This is a genomic window from Streptomyces sp. NPDC086519 (assembly GCF_040686075.1).
GTDB classification, from domain to species: Bacteria; Actinomycetota; Actinomycetes; order Streptomycetales; family Streptomycetaceae; genus Streptomyces; species Streptomyces shenzhenensis.
Genome location: NZ_JBFBJL010000020.1, coordinates 59,572 through 80,380, shown reverse-complemented (window position 1 = coordinate 80,380; position 20,809 = coordinate 59,572). Strand labels below are relative to the sequence as shown.

Genomic DNA, 20,809 nt, shown 5'->3' with positions numbered 1-20,809 from the left:
CTCACTTCGAGCCCTTGTCGTACGCCGTCTGGAGGTTGCTCAGGTAGGCGTCGGGTTTCTCGCTGCCGGTGATCAGCTTCTGGGTCTCGGAGACGAGGGTGTCGTAGAAGCCGGCGACCGGCCAGTCGGGGTAGAAGGCGAGGCCGTCGCGCTTGCTGACCGTGTTGAAGTTGGCGATCAGTTCCTTGGACTTGGGGTCGGTGATGGCGCTCGCGTCCGCGGCGACCGGGACACCGCCCTTGTTGCCGAGCAGGTTCTGGATCTTCTTCGACATGGTGATGTCGATGAAGTCGTAGGCGAGGTCCTTGTTCTTGGAGTTCTTCGGTACGACCCAGAGGTTGCCGCCGGAGCCGAGGGTGAGGTCGGAGCCGGGCCACAGGAAGCTGCCCCAGCCGAACTTGGCCTCCGACTGGAAGCGGCCGTACCACCAGCTGCCGGAGAACAGGATCGGTGACTTGCCCTGGATGAAGGAGACCCCGGCCTGCTCGGCGGTCGTACCGGAGGACGTCTTCGCGATGTACCCCTTCTTCACCCAGTCGGCGAAGGTGGTCGCCGCGTACGTCCAGGCCTGGTCGTGGAAGTCGACCTTGCCCTTGTACAGCTCGTAGGCGTCGACCCACGAGCGGTCGGCCTTCGAGAGCGCCAGCTGGTACAGGTACTGCTGGGCCATGTACTCGGAGCCGGAGTCGGCGAGCGGGGTGATCCCCTTCGCGACGAACGTGTCCATCGCCGCCGTCAGGTCGTCGAACGTCTTCGGCTCGGCGATCCCGTACTTCTTGAACAGGTCCTTGTTGTAATAGACCATCGTGTACTCGGCGTAGTTGGGCACGCCGTACCACTTGCCGGAGCCCATCACGCCGTCGGCGTCGTACTGGCTGGTGGTGCGCACGCCCGCGCTGAGCTTCTTGTCCCAGCCGCGCTTGGCCGCCTCGGCGGTCAGGTCGGTGAGCAGGCCCTGCTTGGAGAGCAGGCCCGCCGTCGCGTTGCCCTTGTTGTACTCCATGAGGTCGGGAGCGTCGGAGGAGTTCAGGACCATCTGCGCGGTCTTCTGGATCTGCTCGAAGCTCTTCTCCTCGTACTTGACCTTCACGCCGGGGTGGGTCGCCTCGAACTCCTTGATGGCCTCGTTCCAGGCGATGCCCATCGCGCTGGTCGGACCCTCGTAGTGCCACAGCCTGAGCGTCTTCCCGTCGGACGTGCTGCCGCCCGAGCCGCCGCAGGAGGTGAGGAGCAGCGATCCGGCGAGGATCGCCGCCGCGGTCGTGGTTCGCCCTCGTGTCGTCAACATCCAATGCCTCCCAGGGAGTCGGATGGAGGGTGCTCGTTCCGCGTCGAATCGGTTCGATGCGAAACGTCGAAGCGCTTCGACGGAGGACGGTAGGTGCGCGCTGTGAAGGCGTCAATGGGTGCGGAGAGAATTGGGGGAAGCGATTCGACTGGCGGTGTTGACGGCGAGGGCCACGACGGCCGCCGCGGCCGGGGTCGCGAAGGCGGCCGTCGGCGATACGTGGTCCGCCGCCCAGCCGCCGAGCGCCGAACCGCAGGCGATGCCGGTCAGCAGGGCGGTCACGACCAGGCTCATCCCCTCGTTGAGGCGGCCCTCCGGGGCGCGGTCCTGGACCAGGGTCATCGCGGTCACCATGGTCGGGGCGGTCGCCATGCCGGCCGCGAGCAGGGCGGGGGCCAGAGCCCAGAGGCTGTCGAAGGCACGGACGGCGAGCAGCGGGACGGACATCAGCGCCGCCATCGACAACAGGCAGACGGGAAGCCTGCGTTCGGCGGGCCCGGCCGGCCTGAGCGCCCCGTACAGCAGGCCCGCCGCACAGGAACCGGCCGCCTGTAGGGCGAGCACCGCACCGGCCGCCGAGCGGTGGCCCTGGGCGTCGGCGTAGGCGATGGTGACGACCTCCATCGAGCCGAACACCGCGCCGGTCGCGACGAAGCAGGCCAGCAGCGGGCCGATGCGCAGCGGTGTGCGCGTGGTGCCCGGACCGGTCCGGGGCGGCGGCTCGGTGGCCCGCTGGGCGGCGAACAGCAGCGCGCCGGTGAGCAGCAACACCGCGCCGACCAGGGTGCCGGCCTCCGGGAAGAACGTGCCGGTCAGGAAGGAGGCGAGGACCGGGCCCAGCATGAAGCACAGCTCGTCGGCGGCCTGCTCGAAGGAGTTCGCGGTGTGCAGGGCGTCCGGGTTCGCGCGCAGCAGGTGCGCCCAGCGGGCCCGGGACATGCCGCCGAGGTTGGGGGTGGTGGCGGTGGCCGCGTAGGCGGCGAACAGGGTCCAGTCCGGGGCGCCGTACCGGACGCAGAGCAGCAGGGCCAGACTGCCGAGCACGGCGGTGACGGTCGCGGGTATCGCGACCCGCGCCTGCCCGTGCCGGTCGACGAGCCGGGCGATCCAGGGCCCGGCGAGACCGGTGGCGGCGAGGCCGGTCGCGGTGACGGCACCGGCGAGGGCGTACGAGCCGCGCGACCCGGCGATCATCACGACCGCGCTGACGCTGAACATGCCCATGGGGAGGCGGGCCAGCAGGTTCCCGGCGGTGAAGGCCCGGGTGCCGGGGAGGGCGAAGAGGCGGCGGTAGGGGCCGGGCGGACGGCGGCGGGAGCGAGGGGGGCGACGGTGGAAGCGGGGGCTGAAGTCGACGGTGACGAGGGAGTCGGCGGTGACGGTGTGGACGGTCCCGGGCGGGCCCGGCTGAGTCGGTCGCGGCATGGACACCACCGTCGCCCCGGGCCGATCAAGGGGTCCAACACCTGCTCGGCGCCGATTCACGCACCTGTGTTGTAAGTTCGCGTGATGCCGGCGCCCGCCCACATCGACCCCCGCCTGCTGCGCGTCTTCGTGACCGTCGCCGAGGAACTGCACTTCACCCGCGCCGCCGCCCGGCTGTACGTCGCCCAGCAGGCGCTCAGCCGTGATGTACGGCGGCTGGAGCGGGAGCTGGGCGCCGAGCTGTTCCTCCGCAGCACCCGTCAGGTCGGCCTCACCGCCGACGGCGCCCGGCTGCTGCCGTACGCCCGCCGGGTGCTGGCCGCCCAGGACGCCCTGCTCGCCGCGTTCGGACAGGCCCGGCCGCTGCTGGTGGACCTCAACTCCCCGGGCCTGGAGACCGGCCGGCGCGTCCTGCACCGCGCCCGCGAACTCGCCCCCGACTGCGAGCTGATGGCCCGCTACGAGAGCGGGCTCACCGGAGCGGCGGCCGAACTCCTCGCGGGACGGCTCGACGCGTCCTTCGGACGGTTCGCGGGACTGGACCCGGCGCTGCGCTCCGGCCTCGAACACCAGCCCGTTCGATTCGAACCCATGGCCGTAATCCTCCCCTCCGACCACCGGCTCGCGGCTCTGGAGACGGTGCCGTTGGCCGCGCTGGAAGGCGAGGCGGTGTACGCCGGTGCCGGGAACGAACGCACCCTGGAATGGACCGACCTGGCCTTTCACCTCTTCGAGGGACGAGGCATCACGGTCGCGCCACCGCTGCCGCTGGCTGTCGGGGAGGAGGAGTTCCAGCGGATCATGACCAAGTACCGGAATCCCGTCCTCGGGGTGGTGGGATTTCCGGCCATACCCGGAACGGTCTGGCGGCCCCTGGCCGATCCGGTCCCGTTGTCGCCCGTGTCGCTCGTGTGGCGAAAGGGGCTGGCCCATCCGGGACTCGACGCGCTGCGGCGGGCGGCCGCCGAGATAGGGCGGGCGGAACGGTGGCTTCAGTGGCCGGCCGACGGATGGATTCCGGCCGGTGACCGGGAGGTGATGGGCGGCCGCACATGACACGCCGGGAACACGGGTCCGCCCTGTGAGCTGACTTCATGGGGCCGGGTGCGGGGAGCTGGAATGGGGCGCTCGGAGCGGGTGGGGGCCCGGCCTGGACGTGCGCTCGGGGTCGTCAGCGTGCCCGGAACAGTCCAGTGGGGGGACCTTGCGCGAAGGAATCGTAGATCCCCGGCTCGGTCATCAGCTCGCACGAGTCGAAGTGGTGGACCTGCCCGCCCTTCGCCTCCAGTTCCGGCAACTGCCGCTGAATTCCGGCCGTGCCTTCTGGAACGAGGACGACCAGAAGGCGTCGCCGTTCGCCGGCCCGACTCCATCTGGCGTACCAGGCGTTCCCGCTCTCGCGGCGTCCGCCCGGCTACCGAATCCCCTCGATGAGTTTCTCCAGCGCCCGGTCGCCCGTGTCCGCCAGCAGTGTGGCGCTGTCCATGCCGACGTAGACGGCGCCGTTCGGTGCCATGCCCAGGTAGATGTTCCGGCGGTCAGCCTCCCCGATCGGATAGAGAGTGGCGCCGGCCTCGTCGCTGAGTACGTCGAAGATCTCGTCGTCCCATTCGGCAACGGCTGGGTCGAGACTGAACCCCATGCGGGCCATCGTCCTCCCCGGTCCCCGCTCGCTACCTTCCAGCCCGCCGAACTCGGCGAGAAAGCGCCGGGCCGCCTCGTGGATCTCGAAGCCGCCGTGCTCCCGGAGCGCGGTCTCCCACTCCAGGGTGGGCACCGAGCGGCCGGGGTACCAGCCCGCCTCCCGCAACACGCGTTCCGTCTCCGCCGACCACCGGGGCGTGGTCTCTGCGCTCATCTCCAGGTCACCGCCCCGATTCCGAGTTGATCGAGCACTTGTCGGTACGAGGAACACGGTGCCTGGGAGCACCGTGCTTGGGCTTGCCCGCCGCGCGGACGTCCACGGAAGCCATCACACCACCCCGAGGGTCGACCCCGGCGTGCATGGCATCGGAGAGGGCTTCCGCCTCGCCGCACCGCCCGTGCTCGTTGCCCGCCGGACGAAGCTCCTGCGGAACCCGGTCGTATGCGGCCCGCACATCGGGATGCAGGTTCGGGTGGTCCCCACCACCCTTGGTACTCGCGCCCGTGAAGGGGGTTCGGGCCGGGCTATCGAGAAGAGGGTGGGGCGTCTCCCCACCGGAACGTGTAACCTCCCTGTCCGGCATCGAAGGCCACCCGCAGTCCGCGGTCCGGTAGGCCGAACCGCTGCCTGAGCCAGCCGTCCATGGCCAGGGCCGCGGCTTCCGGCCGGTAGTGGGCGAGCGGGAACGTGAACGACGTGACCCTGACGGTCAGGCCTTCGGGGTGCAGCGACAGCAGGGCGGACGCGTGTGCCGCCAGGCCGTGTGCCAGCCAGTGGACATCCCGCCAGTGCGTTCCCGTAGGGGGGATCAGGCGCACCCGCCGATCGATCTGCAGGAAGAAGCCGTCCTCCGCGCTCGGGGGCATGTGTCCCGCCGTCAGATCGGCGGCCAGCCCGCCGAATGGGCTGCGGAAGCGGTACGCGAAGGTGCTGGTCTCCGTCGTGCGTCCATCTTCGGTCACCACGGTCGCGAGGAGTTGCCGCAGACGCCTCACCTCTTTCACGAGCCGAGGCACGGCGTCCCGCGCCATCGCGATAAAGGCCGCGTTCTCGTCCCAGCGTTCGTCGGCGCAGTCCACATAGCGTGGCTCCTGCACCAGGGTCGCCGCGATCAGCTCCCTGTGGTCGAAGCGTGGCCACCGCTCCCCGCGTCCGGTGTCCGCCACTGTGCTGACGGCGCGCAGGTTCATCGCATGACTGTCGTCCAGGTTTCTGACGAACCAGGGCCCGGGCGTGGCCACGGCACAGATCTCCTCGATCCCGTCGAGATCGAGTTCCGGTTCGTCGCCCTCCCCGCCCGGCGGATGCTCTTCGATCATGATCCACCCAGTATCCGGTCCTCGTCGAAGCCGAGCTCGTCCTCGATCCCCAGTTCCTCCGCGGCATGCCGGCGCAGGAGGTCGGGCCAGGCCGCGGGATCCCCGGTCGCGATGCCGCGCAGGAAGTCGGCGGCGTCAGGGGTGCCGATCTCACCCAGTGCCCGGATGGCCTTGACGCAGAAGGTGAAGTAAGGGCCGTCGGTCGACGTCCGCTCCCGCACCAGGGCGGCGACCGGTTCGACTCCCTCGGGGGCCCGCAGTTCTCCGAGCAGGTCGACCAGGTCCTCCGTGTTCACGCCCGGGGGCCGGGTGGCCAGCACCGTCGCCAGGATCGGCCCGAGCCCTTCGGGGTGGATGTGCAGGGCCAGCGCGGCGAACCGCTCGAAGCGCCGCCAGTCGCCTTCGGCGGACGTGATCCGCAGCCAGTCCAGGACATGCTGCCGTGCCGCAGGCACCGCGGCCGCCGCATCCTCGGCCCGCTCGGCGCCGATGTATCCGCCGGCGACGAGGGAGTCCACCCGCTCCAGGTCGATCATCTTCATCATTCCTGTGCTGGAAAATCGGCTTCAAGGATCCAGTATTCGGACCCTTCGGTGCTGGCCGCGCAGACCCGGTGACCGCTCAAGGAACGGGCGATGAAAAGGAGCTCTCCTCCCTGATCCGCCAACGCAGAGATATCAGTTGCGGGGGTGAGCCTGACATGAACCCACCCGTAGCGCATACCGTCGGCCGCAAGGAACGCTCCATCGTCAGCTACCACTCCTCCTTCACGTGCACAGGTCTTCCAGGCATCGTCGACCCGGTGGGCCGCGTCGGGCCCGCGCTTCTGCATTCTCTGAACCGGCGTGGCATCGATGTGCACGACTCGGTGGAATGCCTCATCGACGGACGGGACGTCAACGCCCGTGTATCGAGCGACCACTTCCAGGCCGGCGCTCGTGAAGCGGGACTTGGTTTCTGTGTCCACGGCAATCCTGAAACTCATTGCGAAGAGAAGCGGCAGCCTCAGTGCCATTCCTCGGGATTGAGCGCAACCCCCACGAATCCGTCCTTGGTGGTGACGAGCAGGTCGGGTTGCTCGACACAGTCCGCGATCTTCGCGAGGTCGAAATTCCGGAATTTCAGGACGAAGTGTTCGGCGATGGCGGGTCGGTCCAGGGGGTCGCCGTCGAGGTCCACGGCTGAGTTCGCGCGGTCGGCGCCCTGGCAGAGTACCGATACGAACAGGGGGAAGTGCTCCGTCCGGAGCAGGAGATCAGCGTCGTGCACTACGCCCGCGATCCCCGCTCCTCCACCCGTGACCTCGCCGCAGAGGTCGTCCAGGCAGTCGACCAGCGCATCCCAGTTTCTCCCGAAATAGCCGGGTAACTGCAGAGTTTCCGCGAAGGTGCGGAAGGTGCCCCGTACGGTCGTCAGATCGCGGCCGTCGAAGTGGTGGACCCGCCCGCCCTTCGCTGTCAGTTCCGACAGTTGCCGCCGGACCTCCGCCGTACCTTCCGGGACGCATACGACCCAGGGCTCCGAAGTGCCTGTGAGATCGAAACTGCTCATACGATCGTTACCACCTAAACAGTCGCGTAGAAGGATCCGACGAAGTCGTTTACGACCGCTGCGGAGAATGGGTCGGCTGCGGGGTCCTCCGGTGTGAGCAGACTGATGGTGTAGTACTCGGTCATCAGGAGGCTTGTTCCTTCGACTGCCTGCACGATGTCGGAGTCGTCCGTCCTGATTCCGGAGATCGTCGTGGCGTGCAGTGGCCCGGTACGGCGTCGGTGGAAGACGGCGTACGGTCCCTGCCCCGAGCCGTCCAGCGCATAGCCGTTCTCCTCCCAGAAGTCCTCCATCTCCTGACCGGAGGAGAAAGTGACGATCCCGGAGTAGCCGTCGTCGGGTTCGGGCAGCCGCCAGTCCGCCTCCTGAACAACCGGCTCCCCGGACAGCAGGAGCTGCGGCCATCGGCGTTGCGCGCGGGCCACGAATCGGCGCATGGCGTCGGGGAAGGACGCGTCGACGGTGAAGTCTGTCGAGTGGCCGGTGAGATCCATGGGTCTTCCCTAAGAATGGTTGGCGGTCCGGGAGGACCGGGTGTGGCTGATGGTTGTTTGCTGTCAATGGCTCACGAGGAATGGCCGCCCGGTCCTCCGGGACGCTCCGACCACTGATTGAGAACTGCGGTCATCGCTGGTTAGGGACCTGTCGGCGGGGTGTTCTTCGGGCCATGAAGGTGTTGGTCTCGGTGGAACGGAGCGAGGGGCTTGAGCACGGCTCACGCACGGATATGGGTCGGTGTCGACGCCGGCAAGGGGCATCACTGGGCGGTGGCGTTGGACGCCGACGGCGGGTCGCTGTTCTCGACGAAAGTGATCAACGACGAAGCGCAGATCCTCACGCTGATCGAGACCGCCCGGGAGCGGGCCAGTGAGGTGCGGTGGGCGGTGGACATCTCCGGTCGTTCCTCCACGCTGTTGCTGGCGCTGCTGATCGCCCACGGTCAGCAGGTCGTCTACGTGCCCGGACGGACGGTCAACCGCATGTCCGCGGCCTACAAGGGCGAGGGCAAGACCGACGCCCGCGATGCCAGGGTGATCGCCGACCAGGCGCGTATGCGCCGGGACTTCGCCCCGCTGGACACGCCGCCGGAGCTGGTCTCCACCCTCCAGCTGCTGACCAACTACCGGGCCGACCTGATCACCGACCGGGTCCGGCTCGTCAACCGGCTCCGTGACCTGCTGGTGGGCATCTGTCCCGCCCTGGAGCGTGCCTTCGACTACTCCGCGGCCAAGGGCCCGGTCGTCATGCTGACCGAGTACCAGACCCCGGCCGCTCTGCGTCGAATCGGAGTGAAGCGGCTGACGACCTGGTTGGAGCGCCGCAAGGTCCGCGGCGCCGGCGATGTCGCCGCCAGGGCGGTTGAAGCGGCTCAGGCCCAGATGACCTCCCTGCCCGGGGAGAAGCGGGCCGTCAGGATGGTCGGCGACCTCGCCCACCAGCTGCTGGCTCTGGACGAACGGATCAAGGACAACGACCGGGAGATCCGCGAGACCTTCCGCGCCGACGACCGCGCCGAGATCATCGAATCGATGCCCGGCATGGGCCCGATCCTCGGGGCGGAGTTCGTTGCCATCGTCGGTGACCTGTCCGGCTACCGCGACGCCGGCCGCCTGGCCTCGCACGCGGGCCTGGCCCCGGTGGCCCGGGACTCCGGCCGCCGCACCGGTAACTACCACCGGCCCAAGCGCTACAACCGGCGCCTGCGGCACATCTTCTACATGGCCGCACAGACCGCCATGATGCGGCCCGGACCATCCCGGGACTACTACCTTCGGAAGCGATCCGAGGGGCTGCTGCATACCCAGGCTCTGCTGTCCCTCGCCCGGCGCCGGGTCGACGTGCTGTGGGCGATGCTGCGTGACAAGAGGCTGTTCACCTCCGCCGCGCCGGTCACGCAGGCGGCTTGACACGATCATTGAGATTCCTCGTCAGTTCCGCCAGCTGCCGCCGAACTCCGGCGGATTCCTCAGGAACAAGGACCGCCCAGGCTCGGAGACGCCGTTACTCACCAGCGTTCCGCCGAGGCAGCCGTGCCGCGAAATTCCCGAAATCGGCCAGGGACTTCTCCAGATCCTCCCGCCCCGCGTCATCCCCGGGAAGGAGCGGGAGTCGGGGCTTCTCGAAGCGCTCGGCTCCTGCGTGCACGGCGCTCGCGAGGTCCGCGGCGGACGAGCGGTCGATCACCATACCGTCGTAAACGGTCTCGATCGAGCCGTCCTTTCCGCGCCTGAACGTCAGTGAGAAGGACGAGTCGACGGCGGACGTCGTGAAGGACCTGCCCCAGCCCGTCAGGAAACGGCGCAGGCCGTCCATGAGGAGGGTCAGCGAGAGGTAGATCATCATCGCCTGGTCCGGGGTGTGGCTCCGTGAACTCGCCTCTCCGCGGTCGCCACGGACGTCGATGTGCCCCAGGTCGAACCCCGACGGCGGGGGGGCCTCGTTCTCGTTCACGGAGAACTCGAACCGGATCACCCCTCAGGGCGCAGACGGGTCGTCCGAGAAGGGGGCGGTGTCGTCTCCCCATTGGAACGTGTAGCGCCCCTGCACAGTATCGAAGGCAGCCCGCAATCCGCGGTCCGATAGGTCGAACTGATGTCTGAGCCAGCCGTCCATGGCCAGGGCGCCCACTTCCGACCGGAAGTGGGCGAGGGGATAGGTGAACGATGTCACTCTCAGGGTCATGCCATCGGGATGCCGTGACATCAGGGCGGGCGCGTGTGCCGCCAAGCCGTAGGCCAGCCACGATGCGTCCCGCCAGTGAATCCCTGCGGGCAGCGCCAGGCGCACCTGTCGGTCGATCTGCAAGAAGAACTCGTTCTCGGCACCCGTCGGGGTGCACTCGGCCGTCAGGTCGGCGGCGAGCCCGCCCAGTGGGCTGCGGAAGCAGTACTTGAAGGTGCTGCTCACGTCGGATTATTCCAACCTCAGCAAGGCTGTTGACGCGGCTCGCTCCTGGTTGAGCCGGGCGGAGACTCTGGCGGCAAGATGACCTTCGTGCCCACCATGGTTGTTGAGATCCACGTGCCGTTGCTGCCGACGTCCGGCCTGCCGGACGGCTCCTACCCGTTCCCCTGGATCGAGGAGGTCGGGACTTCCTGGCCGATCTCGAAGCCCAAGGTGACGTGGAGGCCTTCGATGAGGGAGAGGAGGACGGAGACGTCTACGTCTTCTTCATCACCGGAGCCGGTGAGGGGGATCTTCTGGCGGTGGCGTCCCGCGTGGCCGCCCTTCCTGGCGTCCCTGCGGGCACCGTCGCGGTCGTCAGTAACAACGAGGCCGAGGAGTTCGGTCTGGGACGACAGGTGGCGCTTCCGCTGCCTGCGCTCTGAAGACCGATGCGAAGCCCCCCGGTCCAGGTCAGGTCACATGGCAGCGGGGCACCGCGTGCGTGACGGAGTGAAGCTCCTGGTAGACGAGTTGTCTACCCATCGGGACTCGATCTGTCCAGTTCAGCCCTACGGTTCCTGGCCAGGAAACTGACGGCTCTGTGCCGTGAACGCGGAACACGGTGGCGCCGGCTCGGAACGGCCGGGAACCTGCTGGTCCTGGCCCACCTGCGATGCGGACACACCTACGCCCAGCTGGCCACCGGGTTTGGCATCAGCCTCAGTACCGTCTACTGGTACGTGAGCGAGGCCGTCGAACTGCCTGGCCGCCCTCGCCCCCGACCCCGCCCAAGCGGTGCGTGCCGCCTCCCGCAAAGCCTTCTGGCCCGGCCTGCCACGGCACTGAATGCGAAATCCACATCGCGAAGAGCTTCCCAATCTGCGAAGAAGTCGCCAACTCCGAGGAGCGGTAAATCCCGTTGGGGGGCGCGAAGTCGTTGAAGAGGGGAGCACCGCCCCGAGGGAGAGGCGCTTGGTGTACCGCTGATCACCGCGGACGATCGGCTCACTGCAGAGGTCAGTCGACCTTCTCGATCACGGACCACACCGTAACTGCGTCGTACTGGGCCATGTACTCACTCAGATACATGTCTGTTTCATCTTCGAGGTCCTCTTCGTGCAGCCACAATGATTCACATTCAGGGCACATGAAGAAAACAGAGTCAATATCCTTCCTTCGGTACTTGTGAATCCAGTCCTGACTGCAATGGGGGCAAACGATCTTCTTCATCAGGGCCAGCTCCTAGGGAATGCTGTGATTACTTCGTTTCCATGCTCGACGGTGATGGAGATGTAGTCCTCACCCTCGTTCAGTCCCACTCTTCGACTCATGGGAATCACATAGGTTGTGCGGGCGCCCTGCTGGTTCACCGAAGCGGCAAGAGCGCGCCTGTCCCAGGCTTCGTCGACGGTCTCCAAGATCCCCTTCGAACCGGTGTCATACACGCCGTGTCTAGGTTTCGCGGGATTCTCTCGGGCGTGCTCCATGACGTGCAGAATCCGATGACCTTCCGCGGATCCTGGACCGTAGTCCAATCCTGCCTGAGAACGGTACCAGCCGTCGCCAAGGTCGGTGAGGTCGTAATCCGGGGCCAGGCCGAGCGGGTCGGCGAAGACGAGTGGATTGTCGACATAAGTGAGAGGGTTGGGGGACGGGGCCAAACCCAGTGGGTCCGGGGTGAGATACCGGGCCGTCTCTGGGTCGTAGTGCCGGAAATAATTGTAATGCAGGCCGGTTTCGACATCGTAGTACTGACCTGGGAACCGCAGGGGTGTGTAGGCAGCGGAGCCTGCTGGCCAAGCTGTCGATCCCCATAGGGTGCTGCGGGCGCGCCACGCTATGTCGCCCTGCTCGTCAACGAGTTCGCTGGGACTGCCGACCAGGTCGCTCACGATGGCGAAGAAGCGAGAATCGATTTCTTCGTGCGAAGCCTCGGAGGCGCTGATGCGTTCCGTCTGGGCCACTGGGCGCAGACCCTGGTAGTCCCAGGTGAGAGTCACGGGACGGGAGCGGTCGTGGATGGTCGTCTGTTCGCACAGCGTTGTGCCGTCCCAGGTGAAGTCGACTCGCTCCACGACTGTTTCACCGTCCTCCGCCAGGCGGAGTTTGGCTGTGCGTCGGCCGAGTGGATCGTATTCGTACCGCCAACGGACCCCGGAGGGAGTGATCACTGAAGTGAGGCGGTCCTCCGGGTCCCACTCGTACTGCCACGTCAGAGGCTTTCGGGATAGCCGAGATTTCTGACGCAAGGTCATGCGACCGAGAGCGTCGTGTTTGTATCGGACCCGTCCCGCACGGACGATGCGAGTGCCCTCGTATTCACGGGCGCCCACAGCTTCTTGGCCAGGATGGCTCTCCGGCCAAGAAGCGGCCTCCTGGTTACCGGAAGCGTCGTAGGCGTAACGCTCGGTCCACTTGGCCGCGTGTACAGCCGTCACGCGGCCTACGGGGTCCAGCTCGAAGCGGCGCACACCGGTCAGCTGATCCTCGATGGCGATGACGTGACCGTCAGAGCGATAGAGGTAGTTGCGCTGCTGTACATGGCGATGTCGTGGACTTGTCAGCGACTGGCTCGTCAAACGACCGAGATCGTCGTATTCCTGAGCCAAAGTAAGAGCCTCGTCGCCGATATGGCGTATCAGTTCTCGTCCCACGGAGTCGTAGGTGAAGCTGATTGGGCGCCCCGAGGCCACCATTTTCGTACGGTTGCCAGCAGCATCGTACGTCCACATGGTTCGTGCGCCGCTGGGCGTACTGCGCGCCGTGCGGCGGCCGAGAGCGTCATATTCGTATGTCAGTGTCCGCTCGTTGACCGTCTCCGAGACAAGTCGACCGACGCGGTCGCGCAGAAATATGACGTTCGCGTCCGGACCCGCTGCCTCATCCATGTAGCCGGTCGGGCCGTACGAGTATGTAGTTACACGCCCTGCCGTGCACTTCCGCACGATCTGACCCATAGGATTGCGCTCGAACGAAACAGTCTGACCCAGGGCATTCGTGCGGGAAATCAGGCGACCTGCGGCGTCGTACCGGTATGCAAGCGCACGGCCGTCGAAGTCCGTCTCGCAGACCATATTTCCTGCTGCGTCGTATTCGTACGCCCATGTCAGTCCCTGAGGATTCCTGACATTCGTCAGACGCAATTGGCTGTCGTGAGTGAACTCGTATCGCACGCTGTCCGGACCGGTACGGGATGCCAGCAGGTCGAAATGCGTGTACTCGAAGCTGGATATCCCGCCCAGCGCATCAACATGGCGGATGCAGTTTCCTTCTCCGTCATAGGACCAGCTTTCAGCCGTGGCGTCGGGAGCTGTACGGCGAGCCAGATGTCCCTCCGTCGTCCACTCCAGGCGGGTTATGGCGCCTGTGGCATCGATGAGCGCGACTCTGCGACCGAATGCATCTCGCTCGTACCGAGTGACAGCGCCGAGTGGATCTGTAATCTCGATCGGAAGACCGGCCTTGTCGCAGCGGACTGTGGTTGTGTGCCCGAGGGGGTTCGTCACAGACGTTATACGGCCGTCTTCGGCGTAGGTGAGATGACTCTCGCCCCCAGCCGGATCAGTTGACGATACCTGATTGCCGCGCTCGTCGTATGTCCGCTTGTGGGTGTTCCCGTCGAAGCCGGTGATCTCGACAGGAAGAGCGAGATCGTTGAATTCAACGGACGCACTGCGCCCATCAGGTCGGAAGATTCTGGTGGGTTGGCCGTTTACGTTGTTTTCAAGGTGCGTGGTGTGGCCGAGTGCATCCGTCTGGGCCAGGACGTGGTGGTGCTGGTCGTAGCTGGTGCGCGTGGTGTTGCCGAGGGGGTCTGTTTCGGCGATGACCTGGCTGTTGGTGTTGACGACGAAGCGAGTGACGGCGCCTTCGGCGGTGGTGAGGGTGGTGATGCGGCAGGCGGGCCAGGCGGGGTCGGCGCCGTCGTAGTCGAGGGTGATGGTGATGTGGCCGGCTTCGCCGCCCTCGGCGATGCAGCGGTCGCGGTCGTCGTAGGTGTAGGCGTAGCGGCTGTTGTTGGTGTCGGTCCAGGAGGTGACGCGCAGCCGGTCGTCGTAGGTGAAGCGCAGGGGCAGGCCCGAGGAGTTGATCGTCTCGGTGAGGTTGCCGTCGGTGTAGCCGTAGCGCTTGATGACGACGTCGGTGCCGTCGTCGTCGGCGCCGACCAGGGAGATGGCGGTGACTCGGCCTTCGTCGATCGTGATGCGCAGGTGGTAGCCGCCGGAGTGGCGGATGGCGAGCGGGGTGCCGTGCTCGTCGTACTCGAACGTGATGGTGTGCTGGTTGCGGTCGGATATCCGGGTGAGCAGGGCTGTGCCGTCGGTGCTGGGGCGGGCGAAGTGCCGGGTGTGGCCGGTGAGGGGGTCGGTGATGCGGTAGCCGCCGTCGTCGTGGCGGGTCAGGGGGCGGCGGGGGCCGGCCTCCGGCATGACCGGGGTGTGAGGTGCGGCGGGGTGGGGGTAGGCGAGGAGCAGGCCGTCCTCGGTGACGTGGACGACGCCTTGGTCGTCTACTTCCAGACGCTCATCCAGGGTGGATGCCCAACTCGGGCCGAACCACCAGCCGCAGCGGTAGTTGGAGGCGACGCGGCGGGTGAAGGCCAACGGCAGTAGGCCGGGCAGTTCGATGTCGTTCTGCGGCAGATACATGGCGCCGGTGGCCATGTCGACGGGGTCGCTGCCCTTGGATCGGACGACGCTCTTGAGCCGGTTGAAGGCCCCTTCCGCACCCTCGGCGAGCATGCCGCGGGCGTTCTTGCCCAGTCCGCGGACGGCGAGGCTCATGGCCTTCATGCCGCCGCGGAGGTTCTTCATCTCCTTGAGCCCCTTGGCGAGTTTTCCGAGGCTGGTGATGCCCTTGCCGCCGGGTATACAGTCCAGCGCCGCGAACGCCACGTCCCACAGGGACGCTTGGCCCTTTGAGTATTTGTAGAGCGTGTCCGCGAGCACGACGAGCGCCGCGACCAGCACGATCGCGCCGAGGATCGGCCCGCCGATGATCAACGCGATGATCCCGACGACCGCTACGACGACCTTGCAGACGGTGACGATGGTGTCCCAGTTGTCCTCGAACCAGTGACCGACGTCCTGCCACCAGTGCCGGTTGGGTATCCCCGCGTCGGAGGCCTCGTCGATCTTCCGCTTCGCCTCGCCCGCCGCGTCGTCGCGCATCTTGCGGGCGTCCTCGGCCATCTTCTTCGCGGCGTCGAGGGCGTTCTGCGCGGTGGTGACGTCCGACTGGGCCTTGGTGTGGGCGGACTTGGCGCTCTGCACGTCCCTGGTGGCGGCGCGGACCTTGCCCTCGTCGGGCTTGTCGGCGCTGGACTTGCTGCCGGTGGGGTCGTCCTTGTACTTGTCCGCTTCCTTCGTCGCGCGGGTGACCCAGGAATCGGCGGAGGAGAGGCGGGACTTGGCGGAGGAGAGGTCGGACTGTGCCTCCTTCGCCTTGGCCAGGGCCTTGTCGGCGAGGGCCTGGGCGCGCTCCAGCTTCGGCCAGTAGTCCGCAAGCGCATCGCCGCACATCTCGTACGACTTCTTCAGCTTCTTCAGGTTCTTGGGGACGTCCTTGAACTGCTCCTTGAACACCTCGGCCGACTTGCCGGCCCACTGGAGGAGGGTGTCCTCGCCGGCCATGCCCTTGACCAGGCGCAGGGCGTCCGAGACGTCGTCGGCGAAGGCGTGCAACTGGGAGGCGAGGGTGCGCACGCGTTGCGGGTCGCCGGGGGTGGGGTCCCTGTCGAGGTCGAGTGGATGCCAGTCCGCCGGTCGGTACCCCGCCATGATTCCGCAACCCCCGTCGCGTACGCCCCGTCAACAAACCTGTGCACACGTGAAGTTACAGGTCCTGCCGGTTCGAGGTGAAGGCCGGTTCGTGATCAGGGTTCGGAAGCACGCCCCGTCCGACCGCGCGGGTCGCCCCGCATTTCGGCGGCCCGACCCGGCCAACGCCTTTGCGGAGGCCAACCGAGGGTCGTGGTGATGTCACGGGACGGCACCAAAGCCTAGGCCGCGGCGACGAGTTGCCCGACTATGATCTGCCGTGCGCCGTTTCGTTCGACCGGGTCGCAGCAAATCGCTCTGGTGCGTTCCGGATGGACCCCGATACCGTATTCGCTGCTTCGCAGACCCCAACCGTCCCACCAGGAGCCCACCGTGACCCGCCGTTCCCGCCTGCTCACGACTGCCACCGCCGGTGTGACGGCGGCACTTCTGCTCGCCGGTTGCGGTGGAGGCGACGGAGACAAGTCCAAGTCGAACGACAAGATCGCGGGCGCGGACACGGGGGCGTCGACTTCGGCTTCGGCGAGTGCTTCGGCTTCGGCAGCAGCGTCGGGGCGGCCGAAGATTACGCTGCCTGCTGGTGACACTCTCACGTTCACCCCTGACCAGGATTCCGACCCGGTCAAGAACGCGATCCTCTCGGACAATGCGGAGTTCGTCCGGGCACTCGATGCGGCCATCGGAGCCCAGAATCCGCGTCTTCCCGCTCTGGAGTACTACACGGAAGGGGAGGGGGCCGTTGCTGCTCAGCAGTGGGTCCAGTCCTTCGTGGATGGTGGACTGACGGTCACGGGAGTTGTCCGCTACTACGACCGGCAAGTCACCGTCGAGTCCAAGTCCACGGCCTCGCTGACTTATTGCGGGGACGAAAGCAAGGGCTACAACAAGGTCATCAAGACCGGGGTTGTCAAGAAGACGAAAACCACCAAGAACAGCTATGTCGCATATGGCGTCCAGGTCGAGAAGAACGCAAAGGGAGTCTGGGAGCTCGTGAAGATCGCGTCTACTCGCGGAGCCGACAAATGCCAGCCGTGACCAGATTCCGCCGAGGTATCACGACGATCGCACTGGCGGCGTCCGTCTGTGTCCTCTCTGCTCCGTCAGCCATGGCCGACCGTCCCGGAGGCGGTGGATCAGTCGGCGGGTCCGGTCCAGGCACGACCACGTCCGGCAATGCCTCCAGCGACGGGACTCTCTCTTCGACCGTCGGCCTGATCCAGTACGACCGTTCCAAGAACGGCTCGGGCGATTCCGTCGGTCCTGTCACTCCCATGACGACCTGGACCCCGCCGGCGTGCTGGTACGCCCCGAAGTACACGCCCGCCCAGTTGCAGGCGTACCTGGAGCCGATCTGGGCGGCCGGTTCGACGGGTGACGCCTGGGACGCGACCCAGCGTGACCGGTACGTCAACGGTCATCCCTACAAGGACTTCAACAAGGACCAGACCGGCAAGGGTTACTGGTGGGACTCGTACGTCAACAAGTCCTTCCCGCCCGGCTGGGACAAGTGCGACGAGCCCTACTTCTGGGTGGCCACCGGTGACGCGCCGCCGACCAACATCAAGAACGCCGTCACGCCCCAGATTCTCGCCGAACTCGCCTACAACGAGATCCGGGTGCCCTCCAAGGACGTGAGCCTGGCCCCGGCGGACAAGACGAAGGTCAACCTTCCCACGTGGGCGTGGCTGGACGAGACCACGTTCAAGCCGGTGTCAGTCACCGCGCGCATCGACGCCTTGGGCATGTGGGCCACGACCACCGCCAAACCCGTCTCCCTCAAGATCGAGCCGGGTACCTCCGACGCGGTCACCTACCCTGCGTCGGGGGTCTGTGATCTCAACAACAATGGCGGTGTCGGGGAGAAGTACACCGAGGGTGACGCCGGCAAGACGCCCCCCTGTGGGGTGAAGTACCTCCGGTCGTCAGGTAACGGCTCGTACCAGCTCAAGGCCACGATCACCTGGCAGATCAGGTGGTCCGGCAGTGACGGCACCAATGGCCGCCGCCTGCCCGACGGCTCCTTCGGCCGGTCGCAGGACGTCACCGTGCAGGAGATCCAGTCCGTCAACAGGTGAGACCTGTCGTCCGGTGACGACGACCGGGACCTGGCCATGTACCCGAGGGCACCTGGCCAGGTCCGCTTTTCGCGCGCCGCAGCCCCGATTCCCCATTCCGACCACGTCACCTCCCAGCAGGAGTTTCAGAGTGAGCCGCCGGCCCCGAATGTCCGCACACACCGTCACGGGAGCCGCAATCGCGCTGCTCGTCTGTGGTTGTGGCGGCAGCGGTGGCTCCCCCGCAGGTGACGACAACGCGGCGGCCGGTACCGGAACGGCTGGCAGCGCGTCCGTATCGCCGAGCGTGCAGGCCGGGACGGACCGTCCCCAGATCACCTTGCCGTCGGATGTGACGGACGAATACGCGGGCTGGAGGACGGGCGATGCCGCGAAGGACGCCGTACTCGCAGACGTCGCCGCACGCATCGACTCGATGAACGACGCCATCCTGCGAGGCGACACGAGCGCACCCGGCCTGTCCTTCTACTACCGGGACAAGGCGTTGAGCGGCGCCGTCGCCTGGATCCAGGCGTATCTGGACGCCGGCCTGTCCTTCACGGGCACCACCCGCTACTACGCCCCCAAGGTCACCCTGGCCTCCGGAAAGACCACGGCGACGGTCCTCTACTGCTCCGACGAGAGCAAGGGCTTCAACAAGAACCGCAAGACCGGCAAGGTCGACCGGACGCCCTCGGACCAGAGCCCGTACGTGTTGTACAACACGCGCGTCGACAAGAACGACTCGGGCGTGTGGCAGACCACCGCTCTGACCTCGCACCGCGGCGACAAGGCCTGCGTCGGCTAGCCGACGAGCCGCGTTTTCTCGGTATCTCGTGTGCCGATCCCAGCCGCCCCACCAGGAGTCATTCGTGAACCCTCGTTCCCGCCTGTCCACGACGGCCGTTGTCAGTCTGACCTCCGTACTCCTCCTCACGGGATGCGGCGGGGGCGACGGCGACGGCGGAGCGCAGGCCGCGGACAAGGCCTCGTCCGCGCCCACAACGACCGGGGCGTCTGTGTCGGCCTCGCCGAGTGCGTCTGGCTCGGCCTCGTCCGGCGGTCGCCCGAGGATCACGTTGCCGTCGGACGTGACGTTGACCTTCGAGGGTGGTCGAACCGGGGATGCGGTCAAGGACGCGGTGCTCGCCGACGGCGCGGAGATGACGCGGGCGGTTGACGCCGCCATCGCCGGGACGGATCCCAAGGGCGAGGGAATGGGTTACTACACCACGGGCAAAGCCCTTGAGGCCTCGCTGTCCTGGGTCGCTCAGTTCAAGAAGGCCGACGTCACGATCACCGGCGTTGTCCGGTATTACGACCGCAAGGTGACGCTCACGAGCAAGACGGCGGCCATCCTCACGTACTGCGGCGACGAGAGCAAGGGCTTCAGCAAGGACAAGAAGACCAACAAAATCAACAGGACACCCGTCACCAAGGACAGCTACGTCACGTACAACACCAGGCTCGACAAGAACTCCGACGGTGTCTGGCAGACATCACAGATCATTTCCACCAGGGGGGCGGCTCAGTGTCAGCCGTAGTGAGGATCGAGACGCTGAGGGCTGGGGACCACGTCGTCTCGTCGCGGTTCAGGCCATCCCGCCAGGTGCGGCACTCGATCCAGACGTGGATGTCCGTTCTCCTGCGGTCATTGTGAGCGGGGCCGTACCGCGAGAGAGACGAAGTCGGCCCAGGCCGAGGGTGTGACGGTGAGGTGGGGGCCGGTGGTGTGCTTCGAGTCGCGGATGTGGATGGTGGACGGGGCGGTGGCTACTTCGACGCAGTTGGAAGCGTCACCGCTGTAGCTGGATTTCTGCCAGATGAGTTTGGGCATGACGGGGTTCCTCAGAGTTCCTGGGCGATGCGGTGGGTGAGGTCTCGGGATGCTTCGGGGCTCAGTGCGCTCGCCTCCATGTGGTCGACCACTGATCGGTACTTGCGCAACTGCGCTTCACCGTCCAGGAACTCGCAGCCATGGTGGGTGTCCAGTTGCACTGTGTCGAGTTGGGGCACCGCCCCCGCGACATAGTCGATGCCCTGGCCTGTGCCGTGGAAGCTCGCTTTGCCAAAGGGGATGATCCGGACAGTGATGTGGGGCAGTTCGCTCATGGCGACGAGGTGCTTGAGCTGGGCGGCGGCTACATCTCGGCCGCCAAACCCCATTCTGAGCGCTGCCTCGTGAATGGTGGCCGTGTACGGGGTGGGCTCGTTTCCGTGAAGGATGCCCTGGCGCTTGATGCGGTGAGAGAGCCGGTGTTCGATCTCGTATTGCTGGAGCGGTGGGAAGACCGCGCGGAAGAGTGCGCGGGCGTGGTCCGTCGTCTGCAGCAGGGCCGGGATATGGATGACCAGGGCCACGCGCAACTCCGTCGCGTAGTGCTCCAGTTCGGCCAGGTCGATCAACCCGGCGGGCAGATGATCCCGGTACTCGTCCCACCAGCCGCGTTTGCGTCCGCCGGTCATCGCGGCGAGGGCTTCGACCAGTGATGTGTCGGCGCAACTGTACGTACGGGCCATGCTGCGTACGCGGTCAGCGCTCACGGCGTAGCGGCCTGACTCGATGTTGCTGATCTGCGCCTGCTTGAGGCCGAGCAGTCCTGCGGCGGCGGTGGATGTGAGCCCGGAGTGCTCCCTGAGCTTGCGCAACTCGGCGCCGAGACGTTGCTGGCGCAAGGTGGGGATGGTGCTGGGCGGCACTGAGCCCTCTCTCGTCATCGCGTTACCCGTGAATCACCCACAGGAAGTAATTGTCAAGCATTTCCCTTAAGTGATGTCAATTATTACATCGTGGCGCTCTATGGTGGTTCTGCGTCGCTCAGCACCCCGCGCCTGTAAGCCGGAAGCGCACCCCATGGCAG

General features: G+C 66.5%; 21 protein-coding genes and 1 pseudogene. 8 read left to right on the top strand and 14 right to left on the bottom strand.

The window, feature by feature from the left end:
- Position 1: 1 nt before the first annotated feature.
- Positions 2 to 1,288 carry an extracellular solute-binding protein gene (locus tag AB0P24_RS20650; RefSeq protein WP_365795961.1) on the bottom strand — a complete coding sequence of 429 codons (1,287 nt, stop codon included), beginning with the start codon at positions 1,286 to 1,288 and terminating at the stop codon, positions 2 to 4.
- Between the two features lie 111 nt (positions 1,289 to 1,399).
- Positions 1,400 to 2,713, bottom strand: coding sequence for an MFS transporter (locus AB0P24_RS20645; RefSeq protein ID WP_365795959.1), 1,314 nt, complete (start codon positions 2,711 to 2,713; stop codon positions 1,400 to 1,402).
- An 84-nt stretch (positions 2,714 to 2,797) separates the two neighbouring features.
- On the opposite strand from AB0P24_RS20645, the gene AB0P24_RS20640 reads away from it, so the two are divergent.
- Positions 2,798 to 3,769, top strand: a complete 972-nt coding sequence (locus tag AB0P24_RS20640) for a LysR family transcriptional regulator (protein ID WP_365795957.1) — start codon at positions 2,798 to 2,800, stop codon at positions 3,767 to 3,769.
- Positions 3,770 to 4,127: 358 nt separating this feature from the next.
- Here AB0P24_RS20640 and AB0P24_RS20635 read toward each other — a convergent pair whose 3' ends face one another.
- From AB0P24_RS20635 to AB0P24_RS20610, 6 genes are all read right to left on the bottom strand, one after another.
- Positions 4,128 to 4,571: an SUKH-3 domain-containing protein gene (locus tag AB0P24_RS20635; protein ID WP_365795955.1), complete on the bottom strand. Its 444-nt coding sequence runs from the start codon at positions 4,569 to 4,571 to the stop codon at positions 4,128 to 4,130.
- A gap of 311 nt (positions 4,572 to 4,882) precedes the next feature.
- Positions 4,883 to 5,677, bottom strand: coding sequence for a hypothetical protein (locus tag AB0P24_RS20630; protein WP_365795953.1), 795 nt, complete (start codon positions 5,675 to 5,677; stop codon positions 4,883 to 4,885).
- The gene (locus AB0P24_RS20625; RefSeq protein ID WP_365795951.1) at positions 5,674 to 6,213 is read right to left on the bottom strand and encodes a HEAT repeat domain-containing protein; all 540 of its coding nucleotides are present in this window, start codon (positions 6,211 to 6,213) and stop codon (positions 5,674 to 5,676) included. The genes AB0P24_RS20630 and AB0P24_RS20625 overlap by 4 nt, the downstream gene beginning before the upstream one ends.
- Positions 6,214 to 6,218: 5 nt before the next feature.
- Positions 6,219 to 6,644, bottom strand: a complete 426-nt coding sequence (locus AB0P24_RS20620; protein ID WP_365795949.1) for a hypothetical protein — start codon at positions 6,642 to 6,644, stop codon at positions 6,219 to 6,221.
- A gap of 38 nt (positions 6,645 to 6,682) precedes the next feature.
- Positions 6,683 to 7,228 (bottom strand): barstar family protein, encoded by a 546-nt coding sequence (locus AB0P24_RS20615; RefSeq protein ID WP_365795947.1) that lies wholly within the window; start codon positions 7,226 to 7,228, stop codon positions 6,683 to 6,685.
- Positions 7,229 to 7,242: 14 nt separating this feature from the next.
- Positions 7,243 to 7,722: a hypothetical protein gene (locus AB0P24_RS20610; RefSeq protein ID WP_365795945.1), complete on the bottom strand. Its 480-nt coding sequence runs from the start codon at positions 7,720 to 7,722 to the stop codon at positions 7,243 to 7,245.
- A 210-nt stretch (positions 7,723 to 7,932) separates the two neighbouring features.
- Between AB0P24_RS20610 and AB0P24_RS20605 the strand changes: the two genes are divergently transcribed.
- Entirely contained in the window at positions 7,933 to 9,135 is a 1,203-nt protein-coding gene (locus AB0P24_RS20605; RefSeq protein WP_365795943.1) for an IS110 family transposase, read from the top strand.
- A 94-nt stretch (positions 9,136 to 9,229) separates the two neighbouring features.
- Here AB0P24_RS20605 and AB0P24_RS20600 read toward each other — a convergent pair whose 3' ends face one another.
- Both AB0P24_RS20600 and AB0P24_RS20595 read right to left on the bottom strand, forming a co-directional pair.
- On the bottom strand, positions 9,230 to 9,679 hold the full coding sequence (locus tag AB0P24_RS20600) for a hypothetical protein (RefSeq protein ID WP_365795941.1): 450 nt from the start codon (positions 9,677 to 9,679) through the stop codon (positions 9,230 to 9,232).
- Between the two features lie 24 nt (positions 9,680 to 9,703).
- Positions 9,704 to 10,135: a hypothetical protein gene (locus tag AB0P24_RS20595; RefSeq protein ID WP_365795939.1), complete on the bottom strand. Its 432-nt coding sequence runs from the start codon at positions 10,133 to 10,135 to the stop codon at positions 9,704 to 9,706.
- Positions 10,136 to 10,350: 215 nt separating this feature from the next.
- Between AB0P24_RS20595 and AB0P24_RS20590 the strand changes: the two genes are divergently transcribed.
- Positions 10,351 to 10,557 (top strand): hypothetical protein, encoded by a 207-nt coding sequence (locus AB0P24_RS20590; RefSeq protein ID WP_365795937.1) that lies wholly within the window; start codon positions 10,351 to 10,353, stop codon positions 10,555 to 10,557.
- Positions 10,558 to 10,668: 111 nt separating this feature from the next.
- Positions 10,669 to 10,936 (top strand): annotated as a pseudogene (locus AB0P24_RS20585) (transposase family protein); the annotation flags it as partial.
- Between the two features lie 195 nt (positions 10,937 to 11,131).
- Here AB0P24_RS20585 and AB0P24_RS20580 read toward each other — a convergent pair.
- Together AB0P24_RS20580 and AB0P24_RS20575 are read right to left on the bottom strand one after the other, a co-directional pair.
- A complete protein-coding gene (locus AB0P24_RS20580; protein WP_365795935.1) occupies positions 11,132 to 11,344 on the bottom strand; it encodes a hypothetical protein in 213 nt (70 codons plus the stop codon).
- Entirely contained in the window at positions 11,344 to 15,894 is a 4,551-nt protein-coding gene (locus AB0P24_RS20575) for an RHS repeat-associated core domain-containing protein (RefSeq protein WP_365795933.1), read from the bottom strand. The genes AB0P24_RS20580 and AB0P24_RS20575 overlap by 1 nt, the downstream gene beginning before the upstream one ends.
- A gap of 372 nt (positions 15,895 to 16,266) precedes the next feature.
- Here AB0P24_RS20575 and AB0P24_RS20570 point away from each other — a divergent pair, with 372 nt between their 5' ends.
- From AB0P24_RS20570 to AB0P24_RS20555, 4 genes are all read left to right on the top strand, one after another.
- A complete protein-coding gene (locus tag AB0P24_RS20570; RefSeq protein ID WP_365795931.1) occupies positions 16,267 to 16,929 on the top strand; it encodes a hypothetical protein in 663 nt (220 codons plus the stop codon).
- Complete coding sequence (locus AB0P24_RS20565; protein WP_365795929.1) at positions 16,917 to 17,969, top strand: hypothetical protein; 1,053 nt, start codon at positions 16,917 to 16,919, stop codon at positions 17,967 to 17,969. Before AB0P24_RS20570 ends, AB0P24_RS20565 begins: the two co-directional genes overlap by 13 nt.
- Before the next feature lie 331 nt (positions 17,970 to 18,300).
- A complete protein-coding gene (locus tag AB0P24_RS20560; protein WP_365795927.1) occupies positions 18,301 to 18,756 on the top strand; it encodes a hypothetical protein in 456 nt (151 codons plus the stop codon).
- Positions 18,757 to 18,820: 64 nt separating this feature from the next.
- The gene (locus AB0P24_RS20555) at positions 18,821 to 19,492 is read left to right on the top strand and encodes a hypothetical protein (RefSeq protein ID WP_365795925.1); all 672 of its coding nucleotides are present in this window, start codon (positions 18,821 to 18,823) and stop codon (positions 19,490 to 19,492) included.
- Positions 19,493 to 19,599: 107 nt separating this feature from the next.
- Here AB0P24_RS20555 and AB0P24_RS20550 read toward each other — a convergent pair whose 3' ends face one another.
- Together AB0P24_RS20550 and AB0P24_RS20545 are read right to left on the bottom strand one after the other, a co-directional pair.
- The gene (locus AB0P24_RS20550) at positions 19,600 to 19,785 is read right to left on the bottom strand and encodes a DUF397 domain-containing protein (protein WP_365795923.1); all 186 of its coding nucleotides are present in this window, start codon (positions 19,783 to 19,785) and stop codon (positions 19,600 to 19,602) included.
- Positions 19,786 to 19,796: 11 nt separating this feature from the next.
- Entirely contained in the window at positions 19,797 to 20,648 is an 852-nt protein-coding gene (locus AB0P24_RS20545; RefSeq protein ID WP_365795921.1) for a helix-turn-helix transcriptional regulator, read from the bottom strand.
- Positions 20,649 to 20,809: the final 161 nt, after the last annotated feature.